Here is a 23,535-nt window from a genome sequence, read left to right as displayed (position 1 = left end):
GACGAGACACCAGCAACAGCGCGTGGCGCCCATCAAGCGCAAACACTATATCATATCGTACCGTTCAATACATGCATTGATCTTCCCGATTCGGCGATAATTGCAAAGTTTCGGCGGCAAGCTGATCCAGCAGGCGTACGAGTGTCGCGGCTAACCGGCCGTTAACGCACCCTGGCCTCGAATCGATATGGCGACGCACCGGCGGTCAGCGGATCGAGTGACAGGCGGTGCTCCAGTGGCGGAAACGCCCGGCTGCCGCAGTCCGGCCGGTCGCACAGCCGGCACGACAGGCCGATGCCGACCCTGGATCGGTCGAGGTCGAGGCCGTCGGCGTAGACCACCTCGGCGGCGTGGGTCAGCGCGCAGCCCATCGCCACGACGTGGATCGGCCGCGGCTCGCCCCAGCGCACCACCGGCTGGGCGACCGCCTGGGCGAAGCACAGATAGGCCGCCCCATCCGGCAGTTCCGCCACCTGCACCTGCACCGAACCGGGCTCGGAGAACGCGGTGTGCACCACCCAGCGCGGGCAGGATCCGCCGAACCGGGCGAACGGGAAGCCGGCGGCGGAGAACCGCTTCGACACGTTGCCGGCCGGATCGACCCGCAGGAAGAAGAACGGCACGCCGCGCGCGCCCGGCCGCTGCAGGCTGGACAGCCGGTGGCAGGCCTGCTCGAACGACACGCCGAAGCGCGCCGCGACCGCCTCCATGTCGTGACGCAGCCCGGACGCCGCGGCGTGGAACGCGGCGTACGGCATCACCAGCGCGCCGGCGACGTAGTTCAGCAGGCCGATGCGCATCAGCATGGCGGCCTCCGGGGTGGACGGCGCGGCCTGCTTCAGCACCGCCTCGACCGCTTCACGGGTCTCCAGCATCGCCAACTGGAATGCCATGTGGAAGCCGCGGCTCTCGCGCGGCAGCGACTCGGACAGCGCCAGGCCGCGGGTGGCCGGATCGTAGCGTCGCAGCGCCGCCTCCAGCGGCTGCACGGTGACGCGCACGCCGTGGGTGCCGCGCAGCCGTTCGGCGATCGCGTGGTTCATCTCGGCCGGCGCGCTGGGGGCCAGGTCGGCGGCCAGCGCCTCGGCCGCCTGCTCCAGCGCCGGGAAGTGGTTGGCGCGATCGTCGAAGAAGTCGCGCACTTCCTCGTTCGGCAGCAGGATGCGCCGGCCCGACGGCAGGGCGATGCCGTTGGCGTCCTCACGCGCCACCCGCCAGGCGCGGTACAGCGCCAGCACGGCGCGCGCCGCGGTCGGGCTGCCGGCGGCCAGCGCCTCGACCTCGGCCTCCGCGACGTCCTCGGCACCCAGCAGCGGATCGGCGAACGCCTCGCGCAGGCCGACCTGCAACTGGCGTTCCTGGGTGCCGGACAGTTCGCCGAGATCGACCCGCAGGGTCTCGGCCAGCTTGATCAGCAATGACGCAGTGACGGCGCGCTGATCGTGCTCGATCAGGTTCAGGTAGCTGGCCGAGATCCCTAGCCGGGTTGCCAGGGCCTGCTGCGACAACGCCCGTTCGGTCCTTAAGCGGCGCACCGTCCGCCCGATCAGCGTGCGGCTCATGTACTTTACATCCTTTACAGATTGTTGCCGAGGTCAGTGAAGCCGGCGACAGGATTGCTTGGTTTCACGCGAAATGGGGGTTCGCTTTCGCGGCTGCAATGTCAAGTATTCACTATCACACACCGACGCGGAGGAACGAGCGATGCGCCTCACTTCATTGACCACACCGCTGTATGCACCCGACGGCATGGGCGGCTTCGGCCGCCGGGCAGAGCGGTTCGACGATGGGCTGGTGCACAATCACCATTGGGCGGTCAGCGCCGAGGAAGCCTATCCGTGCACCCGCCAAGCCGCGCACAGCCAGTCTGGTGAGTGCCACCATGGTGACCGCGTGGCGACGTCGAACGCACCCTGGCTGGGCGGTCCGGGGCTGCGCGGTCCGGAGCTGCACGGCCCGCGGCTGGGCGGTCCGGGCGAGACCCGCCAAGCGCCCGACCACGACGACGGCCTGGTGCACAACCATGACTGGGCGGTCACTGCGAGGTAACCGGGCGGCCGCTGGCGGCGACCGCTTCGGCCGTCGCCGAAGTGTCTTGCGGTGCGCGCCGGGGCCGGCTCGCCTACATTCGGCACGGTTCATTGAGGAGGTCACCGTGCCGATACCCGGTGCAGATCCAAGGTTGGCGTTCACCGTGAGCTGGGAGGTGCGCGACGGCCAGGTCTCGGCCGCGGCCGAAATCATTGCCCGCTTCGTGCCCGAGGCACGCAGCGAGCCCGGGCTCGACCTGCTGATGGTCAACCAGTGCAGCAGCAATCCCGGGCAGTTCCTGTTCTACGAAGTCTTCAAGGACGCCGCCGCGTTCGAGGCGCACCAGCAGACGCCGCACTTCAAGACCATGATCCTGCAACAGGCGGTGCCGCTGCTGACCCGGCGTGAGCGGGTTCAGTATATCCCGCTGTAGCCAGGCCGCTGGAGCCAGGCCGCCGGAGCCCGGCCGCCGCAGCCCGGCATCAGGCCGGACGCGGCCCGCCGTCTGGATGTCGTCGGCCGAACGCCCGCCGCGCCGAACGCTGCTGGGCCGAACGCTGCTGGGCCGAACGCTGCTGGGCCGAACGCTGCTGGGCCGGACGTTGCCTGGGCCGGACGCTGCTGGCGCCTGGTGTGGGCTCGCGCACTCTCGATTGGCGTTCGGCCGGGGCAAGGTCGATAGACGGCACCAAGACCATTATTTAGGCGCACGAATGTCGCGCGTTGGAGTTGTGCCCAGCCTGACCGTGCTACGGGAGCCGATCGATGATCGTCTGTCTTGGTGCCGGTTGGCTGCCGGCATGACCGCCGGTCGGCTGCATGGTTGGCGATCTCGGCCGGTTAGCGGTCGGCCGGTGCGGGGTCAGTCGGTGCGGGGTCAGTCGGTGCGGGGTCAGTCGGTGCGGGGTCGGCCGGCACGGGGTCGGCGATCGCCCCGGCACGGTGGGCGCCGGTGATGAGCGATACCCGAGGCGATCTCGCGCCGGAGCGCTGGGTATGACCGCGGACGCCTGGCTGAGCGGACGGCGCGGCCAGGCGCTGGCGGTTGCGGTCGGTGTGCTGGCGCTGGCGCTGGCGTGGTTCGGCGTGGTCGATCCGGTGCGGTCCTGGTTCGGCGACCGGGCCGTCATGCTGGAGCAGCGCCAGGCGTTGCTGCAGCGCATGCACCAGGTCGCGGCGACGCTTCCGGCGCTGCGCGCGGCGGCGAAGGCCAAGCCCGAGAGCGCCAGCGCGTTGGAGATCATGCTGCCCGGCAGCTCCGACGCGGTGGCGGCGGCCGACCTGCAAGAGCGCATCCAGAAGATGGCGGCCGCCGCCGGGGCCAGCCTGACCGCGGTGGAGACCCTGCCGCCGGCGCCGACCGGGGCCTGGCACAAGGTCTCGCTGCGGATCAGCCTGAACGCACCTTGGCCGGTGCTGATGCAACTGGTGCGTTCGATCGAACAATCCCCGACCCGCATCCTGATCGATGACGTCCACTTCCACAGCGCCAGCATCGTCACCCGCCCGACCGTGCTGCCGGTGCAGGCGTCGATGGTGCTGTATGGTTTCCGGCCGGCCGAACGCGGCGGCGGATCATGATCGCGGGGGGACGCAGCCTGCCGCTCGGGCTGGGCGCGGCGGCGCTCGGGCTGTGCCTGGTGATCGCGGCCGAGATCCTGACCGGTGTCGGCACCGCGGCGCCGGAATCGGTGGGCCGGGCCACCACGCCGGCGCGGATCGGGCAGACCGACGCAGCGCTGGCGCCGGACCGGCATGGCGGCTGGCTGGACCAGATCCTGGCGCGTCCACTGTTCAGCCCGGGTCGCCGCCCGGTCGAGCTGGCCGCCGCCGGGGTGCAAGGTCTGCCCCGCCTGACCGGCGTCGTGGTGAGCGGATCGCAGCGCATCGCGATCTTCGCGCCAGCCTCGAACGGCCATCCGATCATCGCCGAGAACGGCGCCCATATCGGCGAGTACGAGGTCAAGGGCATCACCGATGCCGGCGTCACGGTGGCCGGCCCGCGCGGAACCACGCTGCTGCGGCCGGCTTTCGATGCCGCCCCCGTGCCGCCGCCGGCGCCGGGGCTGCCGCGTGCGCTGCCGCTCCGGCCGCAACGCTGAAGCGCTTCCAGGTTGACCGTAAACGGTCACCGCGCTCTCGCTCTTGTTTGAACGAGCGACATCAGCCTGACGACCCGGTCAGGCTGATGTTGCTCCTGACGCCTGGGCCACCGGCCTGATCACAGCGCTCGGCGGAAGGTCAGGTTGTAGCGCAGCGGGCCGGTCAGGGCGTGGTCGGCGGCGCGCAGGGGATCGATGCCGTGGAAGGTCATGCGCGCCGGGCCGCCCCAGACCACGACGTCGCCATGCACCAGCCGGACCCGCCTCGGCCGCTGCGCGCGCCGCAGGCCGCCCCAGAGGAACACCGCGGGCAGGCCGAGCGAGACCGAGACGATCGGTGCGCCGAGGTCACGCTCGTTGCGGTCCTGGTGCAGCGACAGCCGGGTTGCCGCGGTGTAGCGGTTGATCAGGCAGGCATCCGGGACGAAACCGGCAAACCCGGCGGCAGCGGCGGCGCGGGTGGCGAGGTCGGCGAAGCTTTGCGGCATCGCCGGCCAGGGCCGGCCGGTTTCGGGGTCGCGACCGTCATAGCGGTAGCCGGTGCGATCGCTGACCCAGCCGGCGGCGCCGCAGTTGGTCATGCCGACCGACATCTGACCGCCGTTTGGCGTCATCATGTGCCGGATCGGCGCGGCGGCAATTATGCGGCCCAAGGCGGCCAGCAGAGCGCTGTCGGCGGTTTCGGCGAAGCGGCCCAGCAGCATCGCGCCGGGCGCCAGCGCCAGGTCCTGGGCCGGGTCCTCGAATAGCGTCATGCGGTCGGCATCTTGGCGGCGGCGTCGTTGGTGCAGCGTCGTTGGTGGCAGCGTCGTTGGTGGCAGCGTCGTTGGGACAGCATCATGGGGGCCACCTTGGGCGGAGCCGGTATCATGACGCAGCATCATGGGGAGCAGCGTCTTTTTGGCAGCATCATTGAGGGCAGCTTGGGGCGGAGTCGGTATCATGGCGCAGCACCAGGGGGCAGCATCATGAGGGCAGCGTCGTTGTGGCAGCATCATGAGGGCAGCGTCGTTGTGGCAGCATCACGGGGGCGGTATAATGGGGGAGGCAGCATCAGGGGGCAACGTCGTTGGCGCGGAACCGCAGAGTAAACGCATCTGGATTTTCTGTCGGCGCTATTCGGCGGACACGGCGCGACCAAGAGAAGCGGTTTGGAACCGCAGATGCACGCCGATGCACGCAGATCAGGAGTTACGCTGAAAAAACGGGGTCAAAGACCTTGTTTATCCTTTGCGCATCGGTGGTTCCAGCATCTTGCGTTTGAGGCAGATGCAATTGCCCTGCGCGGGACCGGAATCATGGACCGGCCTCACCACGGGTGTGCCTCGGCCGGCGTGACGTGACGGACCAGGTAGTCGTCCAGCGCCGCCAGTGCCGGCGCCATGGCCGGGGTGCCGAGACCGATGCGCAGCCGATCGGTCGCCAGCTCGGCCAAGGGCGATCGCCACAGCGTCCAGGGCAGCACCAGGACGCCGGCGGCGCCGGCCAGACGGGTGGCAAGGTCGGCGGCGTCGGCGGCGAGGCGGGTGCGCGGCGCGTAGAACGCCAGGTTGTTGGGTTGGGTGAGCTCGAAGATCTGGCTGTGCCGGGTCAGGCAGGCTTGCAGCAAATCCAGGTTGGCCTGCGCGATGCCTCGGTTGCGCGCCACGATCGGGGCCTCGGCACGCAGCGCGATGTGGGCCAGCACCTCGTTCGGCGCCGCCACGCAACTGGACAGACCGCTTTTGGCCAGCAGCACCTTGGCCAGCAGCACGCGGTCCTGGCAGGCGATCCAGCCGGTGCGCAGGCCGGCCAGTCCATGGCCCTTGGACAGCGAGTTGACCGAGATGCCGCGTTCGTAGAGCGCGGCGATCGGCAGCGGGTCGAGCGTGGGATCGAGCGTGGTCATGCGGTAGACCTCGTCGTTCGCCAGCCACAGGCCGTAGTGGCGGCAGAGCGCGATCAGCGCGGCGAGCGAGTCGGGGTCGATCTGGGCTCCGGTCGGGCTGTTGGGGAAGTTGATCAGCACCAGCCTGGTTTCGCGGCGGATCGCGGCGGCGAGGCGGTCGATGTCGAGGCGCCAGCGGCCGCGATGCCGCAGGGCGATGCCGGTGGCGGCGCAGACCGAGGTGACCGCCCACTCCGACGGTTGATAGATCGGCAGCACCACGATGGCATGGTCGCCGGGGTCGAGTATCGCGCCGGCGACGCAGGTGATCGCTTCCTGTGCTCCGGCGCAGCAGACGATGTTATCGGGGTCGAGGGCGCGGTAGCGGGTGGCGATTTCGGCCCGCAGCCAGGATGCGCCGCGCGGGTGACTGTAATCGAGACCGAGCGCGGCCCAGCGCGCCGCGTCGTCCGGCTGTGCCATCGCCAGCAGGGTGGGCAGCGTCATGGTGGCCGATTCCGAGGCCGACAGGTCGTGCACCGTGACGCTGCTCCAGCGGGCCAGAAAGCTGCCGAGGGCGAAGGCCTCGGTGGCGCCGGGGGGGCGGCCTTTGCGGTGGACCGGTTGGTCGGCTGGTGGCCGGGCCAGGCCGGTTGGGCGGTTGTGGCTGGCCGGGGTCGTGGTCGGGGGTGCAGCGGGCAAGTCGCGTCCTCGTTCCGAATTTGAACCGTGAATAACCAATCACGTCATGCAATGCCATGATTCAGGCAGGGAGAAGGCGAAACGTTCGTTGCCGGGGCAGGTACCCGTCACGATGGCAAGAGGCGTCGCGACGGCGCGGCGGCGGTGAGCGCGGTGCTGGACACGGGCGCGAAGTGGTCGGGGGCGCGAAGTGGTCGGCCGCGGCTGGGGATGCCCGCGCGGCGAGCGGCGGCGGGGTGGCGGCGGTTCAGCGGGTCGGCAGGGTGGCGGGTCGGCGGTTCAGCGTGTCGGCGGGGTGGCGGAGCCGAGGTCGCCGGCTCGCAGGCGGGGCGGGACGTTGCCGGAATAGAGGTCGCCGGCGGCGCGGTTCAGCACGGCGGCGCGGGCTCGGGCGGCGTCGCGTTCGGCTGGCGGCAGGTCGGCCAGGCTGGCTTCGTATTCGTTGGCGACCACTGTCATCGCGGCGCCCCAGAGTTGCTGGAAGTCTTGCGCGCTGAGGTCGGCCTCGGTGCGGGCCGGGACTGGCGGTCGGTGCGAGGTTGCCGCGGCCCGGGTGGCTGCCGCCTGGGTCGTACGGTGCTGGGGCGCGACGGACAGGGTCGCGACGGGCTGGGTCGCGGCGATCGGGGTTGCGGCTACAGGGGTTTGGGCGGGCTGGGTCGCGGTGGTCGGGATTGCGGCGACCGGGGTTTGGGCGGCCTGGGGCGCGGCGGTCGGGGTTGCGGCGACCGGGGTCTGGGGGCTCGGGGTCGGGGCGGCCGGGGTCTGGGCGACAGGGGTGAGCGCGACCGGGGTCTGGGCGACCGGGGTCTGGGCGACCTGGGTTGTGGCGACCGGGGTTGTGGCGACCGGGGTTGTGGCGACCGGGTTCTGGGCGGCCGCGGTGTGGGCGGCCTGGGTCTGGGCGGCCGGGGTGGAGGCCGTTGGCGGCGGGGCGGCGGGACGATCGGCGGCGGCGCGGGCCTGCAGCGCTGCATTCTGCTGGCGGATGGCGGCGAGGCGGGCGATTTCCTCGGCGTGCTTGCGGTCGGCCTCGGGATCGGGGGTCGGGCCGGGTTCGGGTTCGGGGGCGAAGATCGAATCGGCGGCGAACACCGGGTCGGGGACTGGGGCGGCGCGGTTCTTCTCCAGCGCTCGGCGGTTGCGATCGCAGGCTCGGTCGGAGGCATTGGCGCTGGCGCGCAGCCGCAGGGTCATGGACAGCGAGATCTCGTCCGACATCGACAGGCAGGCCGAGCTGACCGAGGCCAGGCCGTGGGCGACGATTTGGGCCACCGCGATCAGGTCGACATGGCTGCGGGCGCGGTAGGCGTTGACGGTCTCCAGCGCCGCCATGCGGGCGAAGTCGAGGTTGCCGCAGCAGACGCCCAGGAACATCGGGGCGAGCAGGGTGACGATCAGGTGCAGCAGGATGTCGCCGGGCTGCAGGTCGAGGTTGGAGGCCGGAGGTGGTTCGGCGGTGGTTGCGGACATGAGCGGCTGACTGTTGTTGGGTGGCTGGGGTTGTAGCTGGGGTTGCGGGCGGTTGTCAAGTAATTATTCCTACGGTGTGCTTTTAGTCCCCAACCGTTCACCGCTCGGGGAGGGTCGGGCGGCCGACCGGAGTGGTGGGAAACCTCTGCCTAGGTGGATGTTTGCGGCATTGCATTGGTTTGGTGATGGTTTCGGCTTGCTTTGACCGAGCGCGGTTTGACATAGGCTGCCGGGCAACCGTTGGAGCCAAGCAATGGATTTCCTGTGCTACCTGCACAAGGGGTGGCAGCCGTTGATACGCCCGGCCGAAGCCACTCGTTCCTGGATGGACGCCACGCCCGAGGCGTTCGCCTACCGCTGCCTGCCGCTGAACATCGCCAACGCGCATGGCTGGGAAATCCTTACCCCGGTCGGCTTCGAAGCGTACTGGCGCGGCGGAGCCTCGACCGCGGACGTCATCATCCGCCCCGATGACGGCATGCCGAGCGCTTCGGCGCCGGTGTCGTTGTTCGGGCAAGCAACGTTCACCATCCACATCCAGGCGTTGTTCCGCACGCCGCCCGGCTGGAACCTGATGGTGGGCGGGTCGCCGAACTGGGCCAAGGAGGGGGTGGCGGCGTTGTCCGGGGTGATCGAGACCGATTGGTCACCTTATACCTTCACGATGAACTGGCGCTTTCTGCGGCGCAACCATTGGGTGCGGTTCGAGGCGGGGGACCCGATCTGCTTCATCCAGCCGAGCGAGCGAGACGCGCTGGAGCGGATGAACCCGAAATTCGTTGCCTTGGAAGACGATCCGGAGGCGGCCAGTCAGTTTGCCGCGTGGAGCAAGTCGAGAAACGAATTCCAGGCCGCGGTGGCGGAGCGGCCGCCGTCGGCGGCGCGAGATCAATGGCAGAAACGCTACTACCGCGGGCTGGATATGCACGACCGGCCGGGGGCAAGCGACCATCGCGCCAAGCTGCGATTGAAGCCGTTCGTGACCGCGGCGCCGGAGGCCGTCAGCTCGCAGACGGTGCGGATCGATCCGGATCGGCTGGCAGCGGCGTTCGCCGGGTTGGCGGCCTCGGTGCGCGATGGCAGCTCGCTCGATGCCGGGCTGCTGATCGAGGCCGGACTGCCGGCGGCGCTGGCGGAACGGTTGCTGGACGCGGCGCGGCCGGGTGGCTGTGGCGGGCGGCTGCCTCAGGCCGGCGGCAGCACTCTCGGCGTGCCGTGATCGTCCACCGCAACGAGGACGAATTCGGCCGCGGTCACCCGCACCCGCTCGCCCTGGTTGCGGCGCAGCACGTAGGCCTCGACGCCGACCGTGACCGAGGTCCGGCCGGTCTTGCTGATCTCGGTATAGACGCAGACGACGTCGCCGACCTTGACCGGTTGCAGGAAGCTGAGGTTGGACACCGCGGCGGTGGCGACGCGGCCCTTGGCGCGGGTGCCGGCGGCGATGCCGGCGGCCAGGTCCATCAGCGACATGATCCAGCCGCCGAAGATGTCGCCGGCGGGGTTGGTATCCGCCGGCATCGCGACGGTGCGGAGCGATAATTCGCCGCGCGGTTGGGGGTAGCTGGTGGGCATCGAGGTATCCTTCCGGCGGAGCGTGTCCGGCCTGAGCATTGCGGCGGAACGTGGTTCGGCCGCTGGGGTTGTCGCGTTGGGGTTGTTCCAATGCGGTTGTTCCGTTGCGGTTGTTCCGTTCGGTCCCGATGGGGCCGTCCCGTCGAGGTTCTCCCGCTGGGTTTCCCGTTGCGGTTGTACCGCTGGGGTTGTTCCGTTGGGGTTGTTCCGTTCGGTCCCGTTGAGGTTGTCCCGCTGGGGTTGTTCGGTTGGGCGCGAGCCTTGGACGTTCCGTTCGGTGCGCGGTAAGGTGGTCGCATCATGCCTGACATTCTGCTGCGCCACGACAGCGACCACATCGCCACCCTGACATTGAACCGGCCCGACGCGCGGAACGCGCTTTCGATCGGGCTGATGCAGGCGCTGGACGACGAACTCAGCGCCATTGCCGAGGACCGGACGGTGAAGGTGGTGATCATCGCCGGCAACGGTTCGGCGTTCTGCGCCGGTCACGATCTGCGCGAACTGCGGGCCACGCCGACGCGAGCGGCGTATGAGGCGGTGTTCGCGCTGTGCTCGCGGCTGATGCAGCGCATCGTCGGGCTGCCCAAGCCGGTGATCGCGCGGGTACACGGCGTGGCGACCGCGGCGGGCTGTCAGTTGGTTGCCTCGGCGGATCTGGCGGTGGCGGCTGACACCGCGCGGTTTGCCACGCCGGGGGTGGATATCGGGCTGTTCTGCTCGACGCCGATGGTGGCGCTGACGCGATCGGTGGGGCGCAAGGCGGCGATGGAGATGCTGCTGACCGGCGAGCTTATTTCGGCGGCTCGGGCGGCTGAACTGGGCCTGGTCAACCGGGTCGTCGCCGAGGCGGAACTGGCCGCGGCGACCCTGGCGCTGGCGGCGGGGATCGCGGCAAAGAGCCCGCTGACGGTGGCGATCGGCAAGCAGGCGTTCCATCGCCAGGCCGAAATGGACCTGGCATCAGCATATGAGTACACGTCGGGGGTGATGACGCGGAACATGCTGGCGCGCGACGCGGAGGAGGGGATTGACGCCTTCCTGGGCAAGCGCAAACCGCGATGGACCGGCACTTGATCGGCTTCGGCGGCGTTCCCAGTGTGTTATCGCCATTGGCGATGGTTCGCACGCGGTGGCATGGGCTCGGCTGCAGGCGGCGCCAGGGTGCGGCGCGGTTGGGTGCCCGGATGGCCAGAGCGCTTTGTTTGAGCGAGCAACTTTATCAGCCTGGCTTTCCCGTCAGGCTGATGTTGCTCTAGCGATCGGTAGCGATGAAAGATCCATACGAGATCCTCGGCGTGCAGCGCACCGACGATGAGGCGGCGATCCGAGCCGCGTATCGCAAGCTGGCGAAGCAGCATCATCCTGACGTCAATCCGGACAAGCCCGACGCGGCAGCCCGGTTCGGCGAGATCGGTTCGGCGTATGACCTGCTGTCGGACAAGGACAAGCGGGCGCGGTTCGACCGCGGCGAGATCGATGCCGAGGGGCACGAGGTGCAGCAGCAACGGCAGTATTACCGGGACACGCCGGGTCAGGACCGCTACCAGCCGGCTGGCGGGTTCAGCCGGGAGGACCTGGAGGGGTTTTTCGCCCAGGCGTTCGGCCAGGGCGGCCGGCACTCCGACTGGGGAGCGACGGGTCAGCCGATGGGCGGGCGCGACATGCAGTATTCGTTGACCGTCAGTTTCGTCGATGCGGCGTCCGGGACGACCAGGCGGCTGGCGCTGCCGGACGGCAAGACGCTGGATGTGCGCATCCCGGCGGGCACCGAGGACGGTCACGTGCTGCGGCTGCGCGGCCAGGGTGGGCCGGGGTTGAACGGCGCCGCCGCGGGGGATGCGCTGATCGAGATCACGGTGGCCCCCGATGCGCGGTTCCATCGCGACGGCGACGACATCGTCTCCGAGGTGGCGGTCTCGCTGAAGGAGGCGGTGCTGGGCAGTTCGCTGGAGGTGCCGACGATTCATGGGCCGGTGCGGGTTTCGGTGCCCCCCGGTTCGGGTAGCGGCACGCGGCTGCGGCTGCGCGGCAAGGGCATCCGCCAGGGCCATCAGTTCGTTCAGTTGCAGGTCGTGGTGCCGCCGGGGGACGAACCGGACCTGGCGGCGTTCCTGAAGACCTGGACTCCGCGCGGGAGCTTCAACCCGAGGCAGGGAACATGATGCGCTTTACCGCCGTTGCGGCGTTGTTCCCCGACCTTGGGGAGACCGAGCTGCAGGCCTGGGTGCTCCGCGGCTGGGTGCGTCCAGAGGGCGCCGAACCGGACTGGATATTCCAGGAGATCGACATCGCCAGGGTGCGGCTGATCCGCGATTTCCGCCATGCGATGGCGGTGCCGGAGGAGACCATGCCGCTGGTGCTGTCGTTGCTCGACCAGGTCTATACGCTGCGTGGCCAGATGCGCGCGGTGGCTCGGGCGGTCGAGGGGCAGCCGGAGGCGGTGCGGGCGGCGATCCGGGCGGCGCTTCGGGGCTGAAGCGGTTGCTGCCGGCCGGGCAGCAATGTTTCGGTGGTGCGGCGGCAGTGGCTGGCTCGGGTGCGCCGGGCGCGGGCGGGGCTGACGGTAGGCGTTCAGGAAATACAACTGTGCCGGGTATTTCGGCGGCCACCCGAAGGTCAAAACTACGTGCATTTTCGAAAAAAGGTTAGGCTGTATCTTGCTTTTTCCTGCCATCGCGGGACCGATGGTATTACACGCATGGATTGAATTGGGGAAGGTTCGATGGCCGCGGAATGACATGCATCCTGGTGGTTGAGGACGAAAGCGAAATCCGCGAGATGCTGGTCGAGGTTCTGCGTGGTGAAGGCTTCCAGATCGTCGAGGCTGCGTCGGCGGATGCCGCGGTCGAACTGCTCGACTTGGCGAGCCTGCGGTTGGTGGTCACCGACATCAACCTGCCGGGGCGGCGGGACGGCATAGATTTGGCGTTGGCGGCGCGGCGCGCCCATCCCGGCATCCCGGTGGTGTTCATGTCGGGCAAACCGACCAAACTGGCGCAGGCTCAGCGGTTGAGCGATCCGGCGGTGTTCCTGCAGAAGCCGTTCAGCTTCAGCACCCTGGTCGGGGCGGTCGGGCGGCTGTCCGATGTTACCTAGGGTCGCCGGTCAGTGAGGCGTGAAGTTTATTTCGCGGAATGACATGTAGCATGCGTTTCTTTGTTCGGTCAGCGCCGTTTCTCCGCCCCAGCCAGGGCTACGACGAACATCATCGGAGGCGTGCGCTGATTGATCGGACGCGAGCACGCCTTGCGGCGTGTCGGGGGTGGGTTTGCGGTGGAGCGCGAAAGACGGCCTCCGCTGACGCCGAAATCACGGTGCGAGCTCGATTTGCGGGCTGTCGATCCGCATGCTTCGTTTCGTCGCGAGCTTTGCGATGCGGCCGCCGGCGCGGATAAGCGGTCGTTCGATCAGCACATAGGTCAGTAGCGTGACACAGGTCACGCCGGCGGCGACGACGGGCAGCAGGGCGAAGATCTGGCTGGTCGAGAACCTGTCGGTGAAGCTGGAGCCCTCGGTAAAGAGCACATTCAGGGCGATCCCGTGCAACAGGTAGATGCCATAGGAGCATTCACCCAACGCGCGTGCGCCTTTGGTCCGCAAGGCTCCGCCGAAGCCGTTGCCGCACGCGACGGAGGCGAAGAACAACCCGATCAGCGCTAGGTGCGGGATCTCGTATGGCGTCGGCGCGCTGACCAGGCCCACGAGCAGGCAGAGGCCGGCTGGAATTGCCATCCACCTGGCACTCAGTAGCCTGCGGATGGCTTCGGTCCGCTGCGCCTCGTAGGCCAACATGCCGACGATGAAGAGCGGCAGATATCGGGACAATCCCCACGCCGGAAACAGCGGCCTGGCGGCGAGCGATAGCACCAGGAGGGCGACCGGGAGCGCCCAGGTCGGGCCGCGCCCGCGCGTTGCGTCGATCATCAGGGCGCATGCGGGCAGGACGAACAGGTAGAACATCCACTCGTAGTTGAGCGACCACAGAACGTAGGCGTCGAGACGGCCGCTATCGGCATACCCTAGAAGCGGCGGAGTCGCCCGACAGCTTATCCACTGCAGGAAATCCGCGACGTAGTGAAGGTTGGGGCGATTGCCGGTGCGGAGCGCAATGACGAGCGACAGGAGCAGCACCGAAAACGCCAGCAGCGGAATGAGACGGAAGGCTCTTGTGGTGTATGTCGCCACCCAGGACGTGGCGCCGAAGCCGGCCAGGACGCGGGGGTAGAACACCAGCCCGGTGGTCATGAAGAATAGCGCGACTCCGCCGGCGCCGAGATTGTTCAGCAGGTTGGCGGTTAGCGCGGCCCAGGCGCCGTGCAGGCGAACGATCTGGACCCAGATGATGAAGTGGTGGACCAGGACGAACAGGGCGAGGTAGCCGCGCAATCCATCGATGCAGCCGATCCTGCGCTGGTTCGGCGGTAGCGGGAAGCCGACGGCGGTCGCCAGCGATCCGATCATGGTGGCGCAGAGCAGGGCCACCGTGGCGCCGAGCAGAATTGGCGTCATCGGATAGTGTATCACGGCTTGTCGGCTCCACAGATCCGCGCCAGTCCACAGGCGATCCCCGTCTCGATCCTTGACCAGCGGCAACCACCTGGCAACCCTGGGCGAGAGCAGCTCGGGAGCTTTGTCGCGACGGCTCCTGGCCGGACCATCTGGCGGCTTTGCTTGACTTGGGGTTGCCGCTCGGTTCAGAGCGACGCCATGCAGTCGCATGGCCTCACCGACCTGCAAGTCAACGGTTATGCCGGGGTGGACTTCAACGATGCCGGGCTGAGCGCGCAGGGGCTCGATCATGCGCTGGAGGCGATGCGCCGAAGCAACGTCACCCGTTGCCTGCCGACGCTGATCAGCGCGGACGAGGCGACCCTGGCCGCGCGCCTGGCCGCGCTCGATGCCGCCGTCGCCGCCAGCCGCTTGGGCGGGCTGATGGTGCCTGGCTTCCACCTGGAGGGACCGTTCCTCAATCCGGCGCCGGGATATGCGGGCTGCCACCCGCCGGCGGCGATGATCGCGCCCGACCCGGGGGTGCTGGAGCGGCTGGGCAAGGCCCTGCGCCGGCCGATCCTGTTGCTGACGCTGGCGCCTGAACGCCCTGGTGCGGTGCCGCTGATCCGCTGGGCGCGCTCGCGCGGGATGGTGGTGGCGATGGGGCATAGCGCGGCCGATGCAGCCGTGACCGCGCGCGCCGCCGAGGCGGGGGTCGCGCTCAGCACCCATCTGGGCAACGGGCTGGCGCAGCCGCAGCCGAAATTCCTCAATCCGCTGATGGCGCAACTGGCGGAGGATCGACTGAGCGCCAGCTTCATCGCCGACGGGATTCACATCCCGGCCGGCGTCTTGAAGGTGCTGATCCGAGGCAAGACGGCGCGGCGGTCGATCCTGGTGACTGACGCCACGGCCGCGGCCGGCGCTGGGTTTGGCGTTTACGGCTTCGCCGGGATGACGATCGAGCACGCGCCGGACGGGGCGGTCCGCGTGCCGGGGAGCACGACGCTGGCTGGATCGGCGCTGTGCCTGGATCAGGCGGTGCGCAACGTGGTGGCCTGGAAGCTGGCGGATGCCGCCACCGCGCTGGGCATGGCGTCGACCAACCCGAACGCGCTGCTGGGTCCCGCGCTGGCCTATCATGGGATTGCGCTGGCGCGGACCGAGGTCGAATGGACCGCGGAACTGCGCCCGGTCGGCGCGCCTTGGGTTTCTGCCGGCCAGGGCTGAGGCGGTTGGCGGCGATCGGTCCGGCGGTTCGATCGTATGCTTCCGACGCGTCGGCGCAGTGGACAACTCGATCGTGTTTGGAAACTAATTATTTACCAATACCGAGCTATCTTGGGGCGCGCGAAAAACGCGAACGCGTCAGGCATTTTGGACAGAACGGCCGATTCCCTGGCTGACACCATGCGGAAAAGGCTGTTCACCGTCGTGACCAATCAATCCAATGTCTGCCGCGCGCTGGCGGGGGACCGATGCTGAACACGCTCGACGCCACCGGGGCGGGCGGATGCCCGGGCTTGGCGGTGCCAGGTTTGACGGCGGAAGTCGTGACGGATCCGGACTTGGGGGCGCCGGGTCTGGGGGCGCCGGGCTTAAAGGCACCGGGTTTGGAGGCAGCGGGTTTGGAGGCGCCGGGCTTGGGGGCGCCGGGCTTGGGGGTGCCGGGCTTGGGGGCGCCGGGTTTGGGGGCGCGGGGCTTGGGGGCGGGCCGGACCGCGCCAGCTTTGAGGGCCGCCGTGCTGACGGAGCCTGCCTGCCGGCTGTGCGGCGCTCGGTTGCACCGGACGCTGATCGATCTTGGCTCGCTGCCGTTGGCCCACCGCGCCGTTCCGGTCGGATCGGCCGATGATCCTTGCTATCGGTTGCATGCCAGGGTCTGCGACACGTGCAGCCTGGTGCAGGTGGACGAGATGCCCGAGGCGGACCCGATCGCTGCCTCGGAGGCAGGACTTTCCGAGCACCGCGCGGTCGCGGGCCCGGACGCGAGGCGGTTGTTCGAGAGCATGCGCAAGCGACTGCGGCTGGATGGCGGGTCGCTGGTGATCGAGGTCGGCGGCAATGACGCCGGAGTGCTGCACCAGTTCCAGGCCGCCGGCATCCGGGTGCTGGGGATCGGACCGGGGAGCGAAGGCGGCACGGGGGTGCCGATCGAAACCGGCCTGTTCAACGCCGAGACGGCGATCCAGATCGCGGTGCGGCACGGCTGCGCCGACCTGGTGATCGCCAACGACGCGTTGCCGCGGGCGCGCGACCTGTTCGATTTGGCGGCGGGCCTGGCGTGTATCTTGCGGCCCAATGGCGTGCTGGCGCTGCAGGTGCCGCATTTGCTGGCGGTGCTGCAAAAGGGCCAGTTCGATGCGTTCCGGCACGACATTTATAGCTATCTGTCGCTGCGGGTGCTGGAACACTTGCTGCGCTCGGTTGGCCTGCGGGTATTCGATGCGGAGCGTGTCGCGGACCATGGCGGGTCGCTGCGGGTTCAGGCTTGCCACCTGGTTGGTCCGCACGCGGTGCGGCCCGGGGTGAAGGCGGTTCGGCTGGCCGAGGCGGCCGGCGATGTCAGTGGGCAGGAGCTGTACGCCGGCTTCGGCGATCGTGTGGCGGCGGCGCGAGCTGATATCCGCGATTTTCTGGAGACTCGCAGGCAAGCCGGGCGCCGCGTGGCCGGATATGGCGCGGCAACGCGAGGGGCGATGCTGCTGAACTGCTGCGCGATCACCCGACAGGAGATCGGCACGATCGCCGATGGCGATCCGGCCAGGTGGGGCCGTCTGATGCCGGGCAGCCGGATTCCGATCGTTGCGCTGGACGTGCTGCTGGCCGATCCGCCCGACGATGTGGTGATCCTGCCGTGGCCGAATGTCGGGCAGGTTCTGCCGACGCTGCTGCCGCTGCGCCAGCTTGGCACGCAGTTTTGGACGCTGCTGCCGCGGGTCGCTCGGGTTTAGGCGATGATCGACGCCTCCGCCGTGGTCGCGCGACGCAAACCCGTTCGGACCGGAGCTATCAGGGGATAGCGGGAGGAAGGTGATGCCGCACATCTGGTGAGACAATGGCCCGCGGAGCGGAGGCTGCGGAAGCGCGGGCTGAAGGCCGGAGCGGGGTGGATTGTTTTGGAAGAGGTAAACCTCGGGACTTGAGCTGACGGGCGGTGTTCGACAAGCCGGCGACCCGATGGTGCTGTCGATTGTGTCTCTGACGAACAGGACCGACATCAGGGTCGCGAGCGCTTCGAGGGCTCGCAACGGGAGGTAGGAGAACTGGAGAACCCGGGTCAGGTTGATTGAAAGGGCAACGAACAGCAAGCCGGTCAGAGTAGCCGCGGCTCCGACTTCCGCCGCGAAGAAATTCGTCCAGTCCTCCATGAAGTTCCACCCTTGGGGTTGCTCAGCGCATTTTGCGTTACTGGTGTGCGGTCTGTCGGAGGAAACTGGTCCCGACGGCGACCGTGATCGCAGCGTCGATCTTGCGCAGCGGCGGTCTGGCACAGCGTCGGTCTGGCGCAGCTTCGGTCTGGCGCAGCTTCGGTTTGGCGCAGCTTCGGTTTGGCGCAGCGTCGATCTGGCGGTGATCATCGAACGCCAGTTGGGGGATCGTCCGATCAGCGCGTCAAGATTTTGCTGCACAGGATGCGGGTCGGACCGGGTTGCGCCACGATCGACGGACGGGATCAGTGATCGGGTTGGCTGATGCCGGAGTAAATCCTGCGGCGAGCGGCATACAAATCTCCTTATCCCGCGAACTTTCTTGCAACACTACTCGTTGGCTCAGTGCAGGCCGATCGCGGTCAGCCAATTCAAAGGATCATTTGATGGATCGCCGGAATGTTATTCTCGCCCTCACCGGAGCGGCCGCGGCTCCTATCCTGCTTGGCACCGTGGCTCGTGGCCAAACCGCGACGGACATGCTCGACCCCGCGTCCTACACGGCCGACACGCTGCAAATAGGCACCTTGGCTAAAACCGTTAGTCAGATTGCGCTGCAAAATTCCAAAAGCCCCGTCGTGCTGCGGTTTGCTAAACTGGAGATCGACGAACAAACCGCCGTGGCGCAATCCCTGACCAACGATGCTGATCCGCCGCCGGCTGCCTTGACCGATCAACAGCAGATGATGGTGCAGTCCTTGCAAGGTCTGAGCGGAGCGGCCTTCGACATCGCCTATATCAAAGGGCAGATTCAAGGGCACAACCAACTCGCCGCGATCCAGAGCGAGTTCCTTGCCAGCGATACCGATATTACGGCCAACCCGGTGCATGTTGCATTGATCGCAGCCGCTTTCATTGAAACCCATCTCTCCGTGCTGCACGCTTTGCTGCCGATCGTGCTGGCTACTGGCTGATCAGACTTTCTATGGAAAGTCGGTCCGTCGCCTCGATTGGCCGGCACGGTGCCTCGGCCGATCAGCCCGGCATCAATGGCATCCAGCAGGATTTCGAGGGTGACCTTGGTGCGGTGATGACCCTTCGACGCGACAGCGCGCGATCGATAGGACTGTGATCAGGGGTCACTGTGTAGTGCGCGATGATCTAGACTGTCCTGCTGTCGGTTGCCGTATTCCGCGGCGAGGAACTGAACCGCAGATAGGGGATGACAGGCCGAGCGATGAGATCGGGCGGTGTGGTGGGGACTTTCGTACGCGGCCTTGGGCAAGACGGAGTTGAGAATGGGAACACGGGAAGGCGCGGTTGCGAGCGCGTTGAAGCATTTTGACGACGGGCATTTTCACCATCATCTGGCCGAATTGATCGCGATTCCGAGCACCAGCCAAGAACCTGACCATGCGGCGGATGTGCAGCGGTATCTTCATGAGGCGATCCAGCCGTGGCTGGAACGGATGGGCTTTGTCGTTGAAATCCTTGACAATCCCGTCGCAGGGCATGGGCCGATACTGTCTGCTGAACGGGTCGAAGCAGGCGCAGCCAAATCAGTCTTATCCTATGGGCATGGGGATACCGTGCGCGGGCTGGACGATCAGTGGCGCGACGGATTGTCGCCCTGGCGGCTGATCCAGGAGGGCGAGCGTTGGTATGGTCGGGGTTCGGCCGACAACAAGGGGCAGCACGCGCTGAACCTGTCGGCGCTCGAGGCGGTGGTGGCTGAACGCGGCGGCGTGCTGGGGTTCAATTTGAAGCTGGTGCTGGAGACCAGCGAGGAGCGTGGTTCCACAGGGTTGCGCGGCTTTGTCGCCGAACATGCCGAGCGGCTGGCGGCCGATGTGCTGATCGCCAGCGATGGGCCTCGGGTGATGGCGGAGGTCCCGACCATCGCCACCGGCACCCGCGGCACCTATCACTTCGACCTGGTGGTGGATCTGCGGGCGGGCGGCGTTCACTCGGGCCATTGGGGTGGCCTGACCACGGATCCGGCGGTGCTGTTGGCCCACGCGCTCGGCTGCATCATCGACCAGCGGGGCAAGATCCTGGTGCGCGACTGGCTGCCTGGGGCGGCCGGGTCGGGCGCGGGACAGCGCGGCGTGCCGGCGGCGGTGCGGGCGGTGCTGGATGGCTGCCCGGTGGGCGGCGGCGAGGCGGCGAGCATCGATCCGGGGTGGGGTGAACCCGGGCTGACGGCGGCCGAGAAGATCTATGGCTGGAACAGCTTCATCGTGCTGGCGATGCTGTCGGGGCGGCCGGACAATCCGGTGAATGCGGTGGCGCCGAATGCCCGGGCGCATTGCCAGATCCGTTACACCGTCGATAGCGACCCGGCCGGGTTCGCGGCGGCGCTGCGCCGGCACCTGGACGCGCATGACCTGGGCGCGGTCGGGATCGAGAATGCCGGGGTGCGGATGCCGGCCAGTCGCACTGATCCAGGCCATGCTTGGGTGCGCTGGACGGTGGCCAGCATGGAGCGGACGCTGGGCAAGCGGGTGCAGGTGATCCCGAATTCCTCGGGCGGCCTGCCGGGGGATGTGTTCGTGGACTATCTTGGTGTGCCGCTGGTGTGGATTCCGCACAGCTACAACGGCTGCAAGCAGCACGGGCCGGACGAGCATTTGCTGGTCGGGCCGGCCCGCGAGGGGCTGGCGGCGTTTGCCGGCATCTGGTGGGATCTGGGCGAGGGCGCGACGCCGTAGGCAGTGGCTTGGCTGACCGGCATTGCCCGTGCCCGTGGCGCAAAGGTTTCGCCGTGATGGACGGCTGGGCGGCTCGACCAAAGCGCTTGTCATGATCGTATTTCGATCATGAACCGTTGCAGGAATTCGCTTATGCTCAGAACCTGTGCCGTAGGGCCCGTCAGGAAAATCCCGCTTGTTGCCGGTGACGACCACGTCGACCGGGGCAGCCAGTGCGCATTGCACTTCGTATCACCCGGATCCGGCGACGCGCCCGCGGATTGGCTTGGCTTTATGACGCTGCCTTGCGTATGGAACCTGTCGAGCAGTGCGCTTGTCACATCGGGCGCAAAACCGAACTTCGGGCGCGCCAGAACCTCGGCATATTCGTCGGCAATCTCATCGGTCAAGAAGACGCTGATCAGGCCGGCTTTAACGGCTTGTACGATGAGCGCGGCGTTGCCTTCCGGCGACAGAAGGGCGGATACCAGGAAATTCGTGTCAATGACCGCCCGGATCACCTCGGCTTGTGGGCGGACGGCGTCTGGGTCCGCGCGGCGGCGATTTCGGCGTCGATCTCTTGCATCGCGTGAGCTTATTCAGCCCGCGGCGCTTCGCTTCCGACCACGCCTTGGTCAGCCAGTCCGGCGGCGGCGCGATCGTGTTGACGAAATCCTTGATGCTCATGATGACGACGGATGGTTCGCCGCGCTTGTCGACGATGAAGCGCGTGTTGTCTCTTTCGGCCAGTTCCATGATCTGGCCGAGCTGGGTGCGGGCGATGGTAGCGTCGATTCGTCGATCCATGGCGGCCCCTCAGTAATTGATCGATTGATTGATCGTAGCATGGGCACGACGGGTAGGCAAAGTTTGTCTGCTGACGTAACGGGCAATTACCGGCCATGACTGCATACGGTTGCGGCGCATGCGGGAGGCGGCACTGAAAGTGCCGGTCTCGGCGACGGCGACGAAGTGTCGCGGCGACATAGGTCCGTCGGCATGCCGAAATCAGAGGGTTCGCATCGATTCTATAAATTTGCGCGATGGCTTGGTTCAATGCACGGTTCGCTGTCAGATGATAGCCGGGCTGCTGGTGGTGCCGTTCGCTTCAGCCATGCGGCGGCGTTGATGACCCGCTTCGCGGTATCGAGCATGATCGCGATGTGGCTGGGACGCGAGACGCGCGACGACGAATGACCCTTGTGAGGGAGTGAGATCACCATGCCCGAGGCCACCAGGATGACCGTGCACGGGATTGAGCTTGAAGTGATGCGATGCGGCGCCGGACAGCCGATCGTCTTGCTGCACGGGTTGCAGCCTTGCGATCCGGAGGCTCGGTTCGTTCGGTTGCTGTCGCAGCGGGCCGAGGTCATTGCGCCGTCGTATCCCGGGTTTGGCCGATCGGCGCGGCCGAAGGATTTCGAAAGCGTGTATGACCTGGCGAACCTGCAGGCGGCGGTGCTGGATGCGCTGCCGTATGACCGGGTCACGCTGATCGGGTTTTCATTTGGTGGCTGGCTGGCGGCGGAATTGGCGGTGCGCGGCGGGGCCAAGATCGAGCGGCTGGTGCTGGTCGATGCCGTCGGCATCAAGATCAGCGACCGGGAGACGGCGGATATCACCGACGTGTTCAACACTCATCCCGAGGAGGTGAAGCGGCGCACCTGGCATGATCTGGCCAACGCGCCGGATTTCGATGCGATGTCGGACGAGGCGCTGGTCATGCGGCACCGCAACTGGGAGTCCCTGTCGCTGTATGCATGGCATCCGTATATGCACAATCCACGACTGGCGTATTGGCTGGGGCGCATCGCGGTGCCGACGCTGGTGCTGTGGGGGGCGTCGGACGGCATTGTCAGTCCGACTTACGGACAGGCCTTTGCGGCCCGGATTCCGGCGGCGCGATTTGCGTTGATCGAGCGGGCCGGGCATCAGCCGGAGATCGAGCAGCCGGACGTTTTCGTCGATCACGTCAGCGCTTTTTTGAACTCGTAGGGAGACCGGCCGGATGGACGCCTGGTGGCAATGTGAGATTCCGTATCCGTTCGTCGACAAGAGCATCACCGATGCGGCTGATTCGGTGCGGGCCTCGTTGCCGAACCGGCTGTGCGACCCCAAGGTCGCGGCGACGTTGTTCGACGAGGTGCTGGACGAGTTCCTGTTGTGCGACGATTTGGGCATGAACGTGATCGCGATCGAGCATCACGCCGGGATCAATTCGCTGATCGGGGCGAACCCGATGGTGACCTCCATCCTGGCGCGGCAGACCCGCAATGTGCGGGTGCTGAGCCTGGGGACGCTGGTTTCGTTGCGGCCCGATCCGGTGCGGGTGGCGGAGGAATATGCCACCGCCGATATCCTGGCGAAGGGGCGGTTCGACATCGGCTTCGTGAAGTCCGGCGGCAGCGAGATGGCGTCCTCCAATGTCAATCCGGTGAACAACGAGGAACGTTACTGGGAAGCGATCGACCTGATCAGGAAGGCGTTGACCACGCATGATGGGGCGTTCAGTTGGGAGGGCAAGCATTTCAGCCATCGCCACGTCAATATCTGGCCGCGGCCGTATCAGGCGCCGCATCCGCCGATGTGGGCGGCGACGGGGGACCCTCGCAGTTCGGCCGAGGTGGGGCGGCGCGGGATGCGCCATGTGCTGGTGCTGCGTGGGCCGGACGGCACCAAGCGGGCTTATGACGCGCATCGCGCGGCGCGGGCCGAGGCCGGTCTGGCGAAGGCGACGACCGATAGTTTTGCCTATGCGGCGCTGGTCTATGTTGGCGATACCGAGGAGGAAGGGGTCGAGGTCGGCAGCAAGCTGCTGTGGTTCCTGAATACCAGCTTGAAGTCGGCGCCTCAGTTCAACAAGTTCCTGCCCGGCGCGGCGCCGCCGGTCGCGGCGCCTGGGTTGTATCGGACGAAACCATTGGCGGATGCCGGGTTGGCGTTGCGGGATGCGGAGAAGGGGGTGGCGCCGGCCAGCCGCAATGCCGAGAAGCTGATTTCCATTACCGCGGCGGAGGCGATGGCGCAGGGTATCCTGTTCGCCGGCAACCCGGACAGTGTGTATCGGCAGATCATGGCGTTCTACGACAAGGTGGGGGGTTTTGGGCATCTCGCGCTGGTGGGGCGGTCGGGGCATATGACGCACGCGGAATCGAGCAGGGGGATCAGGCTGTTCACCCAGGAGGTGTTGCCTCGGCTGCGCGAGATTGGGGCGGTGGAGGTAGGATAGG

General features: G+C 67.5%; 24 protein-coding genes. 16 read left to right on the top strand and 8 right to left on the bottom strand.

Annotation, left to right across the window (positions count from 1 at the left end; genetic code table 11):
- Window positions 1-161: 161 nt before the first annotated feature.
- The gene (locus ACQY4T_RS02105) at window positions 162-1,562 is read right to left on the bottom strand and encodes a helix-turn-helix domain-containing protein (RefSeq protein ID WP_428536957.1); all 1,401 of its coding nucleotides are present in this window, start codon (window positions 1,560-1,562) and stop codon (window positions 162-164) included.
- Between the two features lie 142 nt (window positions 1,563-1,704).
- Between ACQY4T_RS02105 and ACQY4T_RS02100 the strand changes: the two genes are divergently transcribed.
- The 4 genes from ACQY4T_RS02100 to ACQY4T_RS02085 all read left to right on the top strand — a co-directional run bounded on the left by ACQY4T_RS02100 (window position 1,705) and on the right by ACQY4T_RS02085 (window position 4,133).
- A complete protein-coding gene (locus tag ACQY4T_RS02100; RefSeq protein WP_428536954.1) occupies window positions 1,705-2,049 on the top strand; it encodes a hypothetical protein in 345 nt (114 codons plus the stop codon).
- Between the two features lie 106 nt (window positions 2,050-2,155).
- Window positions 2,156-2,464, top strand: a complete 309-nt coding sequence (locus ACQY4T_RS02095; RefSeq protein ID WP_428536951.1) for a putative quinol monooxygenase — start codon at window positions 2,156-2,158, stop codon at window positions 2,462-2,464.
- A gap of 563 nt (window positions 2,465-3,027) precedes the next feature.
- Window positions 3,028-3,612 (top strand): type II secretion system protein GspM, encoded by a 585-nt coding sequence (gene gspM, locus ACQY4T_RS02090; RefSeq protein ID WP_428536948.1) that lies wholly within the window; start codon window positions 3,028-3,030, stop codon window positions 3,610-3,612.
- On the top strand, window positions 3,609-4,133 hold the full coding sequence (locus ACQY4T_RS02085; RefSeq protein ID WP_428536945.1) for a hypothetical protein: 525 nt from the start codon (window positions 3,609-3,611) through the stop codon (window positions 4,131-4,133). Before gspM ends, ACQY4T_RS02085 begins: the two co-directional genes overlap by 4 nt.
- Window positions 4,134-4,252: 119 nt before the next feature.
- Here the strand turns inward: ACQY4T_RS02085 and alkB are convergent, their stop codons facing one another.
- The 3 genes from alkB to ACQY4T_RS02070 all read right to left on the bottom strand — a co-directional run bounded on the left by alkB (window position 4,253) and on the right by ACQY4T_RS02070 (window position 8,175).
- Entirely contained in the window at window positions 4,253-4,888 is a 636-nt protein-coding gene (alkB, locus tag ACQY4T_RS02080) for a DNA oxidative demethylase AlkB (RefSeq protein ID WP_428536942.1), read from the bottom strand.
- Between the two features lie 554 nt (window positions 4,889-5,442).
- Window positions 5,443-6,702: a pyridoxal phosphate-dependent aminotransferase gene (locus ACQY4T_RS02075; protein WP_428536939.1), complete on the bottom strand. Its 1,260-nt coding sequence runs from the start codon at window positions 6,700-6,702 to the stop codon at window positions 5,443-5,445.
- A 279-nt stretch (window positions 6,703-6,981) separates the two neighbouring features.
- Window positions 6,982-8,175, bottom strand: coding sequence for a hypothetical protein (locus tag ACQY4T_RS02070; RefSeq protein ID WP_428536936.1), 1,194 nt, complete (start codon window positions 8,173-8,175; stop codon window positions 6,982-6,984).
- Window positions 8,176-8,428: 253 nt separating this feature from the next.
- Here ACQY4T_RS02070 and ACQY4T_RS02065 point away from each other — a divergent pair, with 253 nt between their 5' ends.
- The gene (locus ACQY4T_RS02065) at window positions 8,429-9,394 is read left to right on the top strand and encodes a DUF6065 family protein (RefSeq protein ID WP_428536933.1); all 966 of its coding nucleotides are present in this window, start codon (window positions 8,429-8,431) and stop codon (window positions 9,392-9,394) included.
- On the opposite strand, the gene ACQY4T_RS02060 is transcribed toward ACQY4T_RS02065, so the two are convergent.
- Window positions 9,361-9,750, bottom strand: coding sequence for an acyl-CoA thioesterase (locus ACQY4T_RS02060; protein WP_428536930.1), 390 nt, complete (start codon window positions 9,748-9,750; stop codon window positions 9,361-9,363). The two genes, ACQY4T_RS02065 and ACQY4T_RS02060, sit on opposite strands and share 34 nt — an antisense overlap.
- A gap of 300 nt (window positions 9,751-10,050) precedes the next feature.
- Here ACQY4T_RS02060 and ACQY4T_RS02055 point away from each other — a divergent pair, with 300 nt between their 5' ends.
- From ACQY4T_RS02055 to ACQY4T_RS02040, 4 genes are all read left to right on the top strand, one after another.
- Complete coding sequence (locus tag ACQY4T_RS02055) at window positions 10,051-10,827, top strand: enoyl-CoA hydratase (protein WP_428536927.1); 777 nt, start codon at window positions 10,051-10,053, stop codon at window positions 10,825-10,827.
- Between the two features lie 194 nt (window positions 10,828-11,021).
- Window positions 11,022-11,915, top strand: a complete 894-nt coding sequence (locus ACQY4T_RS02050) for a DnaJ C-terminal domain-containing protein (RefSeq protein WP_428536924.1) — start codon at window positions 11,022-11,024, stop codon at window positions 11,913-11,915.
- Window positions 11,912-12,229: a chaperone modulator CbpM gene (locus ACQY4T_RS02045; RefSeq protein ID WP_428536921.1), complete on the top strand. Its 318-nt coding sequence runs from the start codon at window positions 11,912-11,914 to the stop codon at window positions 12,227-12,229. Before ACQY4T_RS02050 ends, ACQY4T_RS02045 begins: the two co-directional genes overlap by 4 nt.
- 257 nt (window positions 12,230-12,486) lie before the next feature.
- On the top strand, window positions 12,487-12,849 hold the full coding sequence (locus ACQY4T_RS02040) for a response regulator (RefSeq protein ID WP_428536918.1): 363 nt from the start codon (window positions 12,487-12,489) through the stop codon (window positions 12,847-12,849).
- A gap of 213 nt (window positions 12,850-13,062) precedes the next feature.
- On the opposite strand, the gene ACQY4T_RS02035 is transcribed toward ACQY4T_RS02040, so the two are convergent.
- Window positions 13,063-14,262, bottom strand: a complete 1,200-nt coding sequence (locus tag ACQY4T_RS02035) for an acyltransferase family protein (RefSeq protein WP_428536915.1) — start codon at window positions 14,260-14,262, stop codon at window positions 13,063-13,065.
- A gap of 198 nt (window positions 14,263-14,460) precedes the next feature.
- On the opposite strand from ACQY4T_RS02035, the gene ACQY4T_RS02030 reads away from it, so the two are divergent.
- The 4 genes from ACQY4T_RS02030 (at window position 14,461) to ACQY4T_RS02015 (ending at window position 20,326) form a co-directional block, all read left to right on the top strand.
- Complete coding sequence (locus ACQY4T_RS02030; protein ID WP_428536912.1) at window positions 14,461-15,474, top strand: N-acetylglucosamine-6-phosphate deacetylase; 1,014 nt, start codon at window positions 14,461-14,463, stop codon at window positions 15,472-15,474.
- A 512-nt stretch (window positions 15,475-15,986) separates the two neighbouring features.
- Entirely contained in the window at window positions 15,987-17,198 is a 1,212-nt protein-coding gene (locus ACQY4T_RS02025; RefSeq protein WP_428536909.1) for a class I SAM-dependent methyltransferase, read from the top strand.
- A gap of 863 nt (window positions 17,199-18,061) precedes the next feature.
- Window positions 18,062-18,589: a DUF4142 domain-containing protein gene (locus ACQY4T_RS02020; protein ID WP_428536906.1), complete on the top strand. Its 528-nt coding sequence runs from the start codon at window positions 18,062-18,064 to the stop codon at window positions 18,587-18,589.
- A 324-nt stretch (window positions 18,590-18,913) separates the two neighbouring features.
- Window positions 18,914-20,326, top strand: coding sequence for a M20/M25/M40 family metallo-hydrolase (locus ACQY4T_RS02015; protein WP_428536903.1), 1,413 nt, complete (start codon window positions 18,914-18,916; stop codon window positions 20,324-20,326).
- Window positions 20,327-20,415: 89 nt separating this feature from the next.
- On the opposite strand, the gene ACQY4T_RS02010 is transcribed toward ACQY4T_RS02015, so the two are convergent.
- Together ACQY4T_RS02010 and ACQY4T_RS02005 are read right to left on the bottom strand one after the other, a co-directional pair.
- Complete coding sequence (locus ACQY4T_RS02010; RefSeq protein ID WP_428536900.1) at window positions 20,416-20,826, bottom strand: PIN domain-containing protein; 411 nt, start codon at window positions 20,824-20,826, stop codon at window positions 20,416-20,418.
- On the bottom strand, window positions 20,807-21,112 hold the full coding sequence (locus ACQY4T_RS02005; protein WP_428536897.1) for a type II toxin-antitoxin system Phd/YefM family antitoxin: 306 nt from the start codon (window positions 21,110-21,112) through the stop codon (window positions 20,807-20,809). The genes ACQY4T_RS02010 and ACQY4T_RS02005 overlap by 20 nt, the downstream gene beginning before the upstream one ends.
- 192 nt (window positions 21,113-21,304) lie before the next feature.
- On the opposite strand from ACQY4T_RS02005, the gene ACQY4T_RS02000 reads away from it, so the two are divergent.
- Genes ACQY4T_RS02000 through ACQY4T_RS01990 form a run of 3 tightly spaced genes read left to right on the top strand, consistent with a single transcriptional unit; the run spans window position 21,305 to window position 23,534 of the window.
- Window positions 21,305-21,502 (top strand): hypothetical protein, encoded by a 198-nt coding sequence (locus tag ACQY4T_RS02000; RefSeq protein ID WP_428536894.1) that lies wholly within the window; start codon window positions 21,305-21,307, stop codon window positions 21,500-21,502.
- A 24-nt stretch (window positions 21,503-21,526) separates the two neighbouring features.
- A complete protein-coding gene (locus tag ACQY4T_RS01995; protein ID WP_428536891.1) occupies window positions 21,527-22,300 on the top strand; it encodes an alpha/beta fold hydrolase in 774 nt (257 codons plus the stop codon).
- 13 nt (window positions 22,301-22,313) lie between these two features.
- Window positions 22,314-23,534, top strand: coding sequence for an LLM class flavin-dependent oxidoreductase (locus ACQY4T_RS01990; RefSeq protein ID WP_428536888.1), 1,221 nt, complete (start codon window positions 22,314-22,316; stop codon window positions 23,532-23,534).
- Window position 23,535: the final 1 nt, after the last annotated feature.

The sequence above is a fragment of the Rhodopila sp. genome (genome assembly GCF_965277825.1).
GTDB lineage: Bacteria > Pseudomonadota > Alphaproteobacteria > Acetobacterales > Acetobacteraceae > Rhodopila.
The sequence above is the reverse complement of the archived record's forward strand: the minus strand, read 5'-3'. Positions and strand labels throughout refer to the sequence as shown.

What these genes read in the sequence shown, in the direction of transcription:
- ACQY4T_RS02020 (WP_428536906.1), top strand. Translation starts at nt 18,062, where the DNA reads ATGGATCGCCGGAATGTTATTCTCGCCCTCACCGGAGCGGCCGCGGCT.
- ACQY4T_RS02105 (WP_428536957.1), bottom strand. Translation starts at nt 1,562, where the DNA reads ATGAGCCGCACGCTGATCGGGCGGACGGTGCGCCGCTTAAGGACCGAA.
- ACQY4T_RS02045 (WP_428536921.1), top strand. Translation starts at nt 11,912, where the DNA reads ATGATGCGCTTTACCGCCGTTGCGGCGTTGTTCCCCGACCTTGGGGAG.
- ACQY4T_RS02060 (WP_428536930.1), bottom strand. Translation starts at nt 9,750, where the DNA reads ATGCCCACCAGCTACCCCCAACCGCGCGGCGAATTATCGCTCCGCACC.
- ACQY4T_RS01995 (WP_428536891.1), top strand. Translation starts at nt 21,527, where the DNA reads ATGCCCGAGGCCACCAGGATGACCGTGCACGGGATTGAGCTTGAAGTG.
- ACQY4T_RS02100 (WP_428536954.1), top strand. Translation starts at nt 1,705, where the DNA reads ATGCGCCTCACTTCATTGACCACACCGCTGTATGCACCCGACGGCATG.
- alkB (WP_428536942.1), bottom strand. Translation starts at nt 4,888, where the DNA reads ATGACGCTATTCGAGGACCCGGCCCAGGACCTGGCGCTGGCGCCCGGC.
- ACQY4T_RS02000 (WP_428536894.1), top strand. Translation starts at nt 21,305, where the DNA reads ATGCCGAAATCAGAGGGTTCGCATCGATTCTATAAATTTGCGCGATGG.
- ACQY4T_RS01990 (WP_428536888.1), top strand. Translation starts at nt 22,314, where the DNA reads ATGGACGCCTGGTGGCAATGTGAGATTCCGTATCCGTTCGTCGACAAG.
- ACQY4T_RS02005 (WP_428536897.1), bottom strand. Translation starts at nt 21,112, where the DNA reads ATGGATCGACGAATCGACGCTACCATCGCCCGCACCCAGCTCGGCCAG.
- gspM (WP_428536948.1), top strand. Translation starts at nt 3,028, where the DNA reads ATGACCGCGGACGCCTGGCTGAGCGGACGGCGCGGCCAGGCGCTGGCG.
- ACQY4T_RS02055 (WP_428536927.1), top strand. Translation starts at nt 10,051, where the DNA reads ATGCCTGACATTCTGCTGCGCCACGACAGCGACCACATCGCCACCCTG.
- ACQY4T_RS02040 (WP_428536918.1), top strand. Translation starts at nt 12,487, where the DNA reads ATGACATGCATCCTGGTGGTTGAGGACGAAAGCGAAATCCGCGAGATG.
- ACQY4T_RS02050 (WP_428536924.1), top strand. Translation starts at nt 11,022, where the DNA reads ATGAAAGATCCATACGAGATCCTCGGCGTGCAGCGCACCGACGATGAG.
- ACQY4T_RS02035 (WP_428536915.1), bottom strand. Translation starts at nt 14,262, where the DNA reads ATGACGCCAATTCTGCTCGGCGCCACGGTGGCCCTGCTCTGCGCCACC.
- ACQY4T_RS02065 (WP_428536933.1), top strand. Translation starts at nt 8,429, where the DNA reads ATGGATTTCCTGTGCTACCTGCACAAGGGGTGGCAGCCGTTGATACGC.
- ACQY4T_RS02085 (WP_428536945.1), top strand. Translation starts at nt 3,609, where the DNA reads ATGATCGCGGGGGGACGCAGCCTGCCGCTCGGGCTGGGCGCGGCGGCG.
- ACQY4T_RS02030 (WP_428536912.1), top strand. Translation starts at nt 14,461, where the DNA reads ATGCAGTCGCATGGCCTCACCGACCTGCAAGTCAACGGTTATGCCGGG.
- ACQY4T_RS02070 (WP_428536936.1), bottom strand. Translation starts at nt 8,175, where the DNA reads ATGTCCGCAACCACCGCCGAACCACCTCCGGCCTCCAACCTCGACCTG.
- ACQY4T_RS02015 (WP_428536903.1), top strand. Translation starts at nt 18,914, where the DNA reads ATGGGAACACGGGAAGGCGCGGTTGCGAGCGCGTTGAAGCATTTTGAC.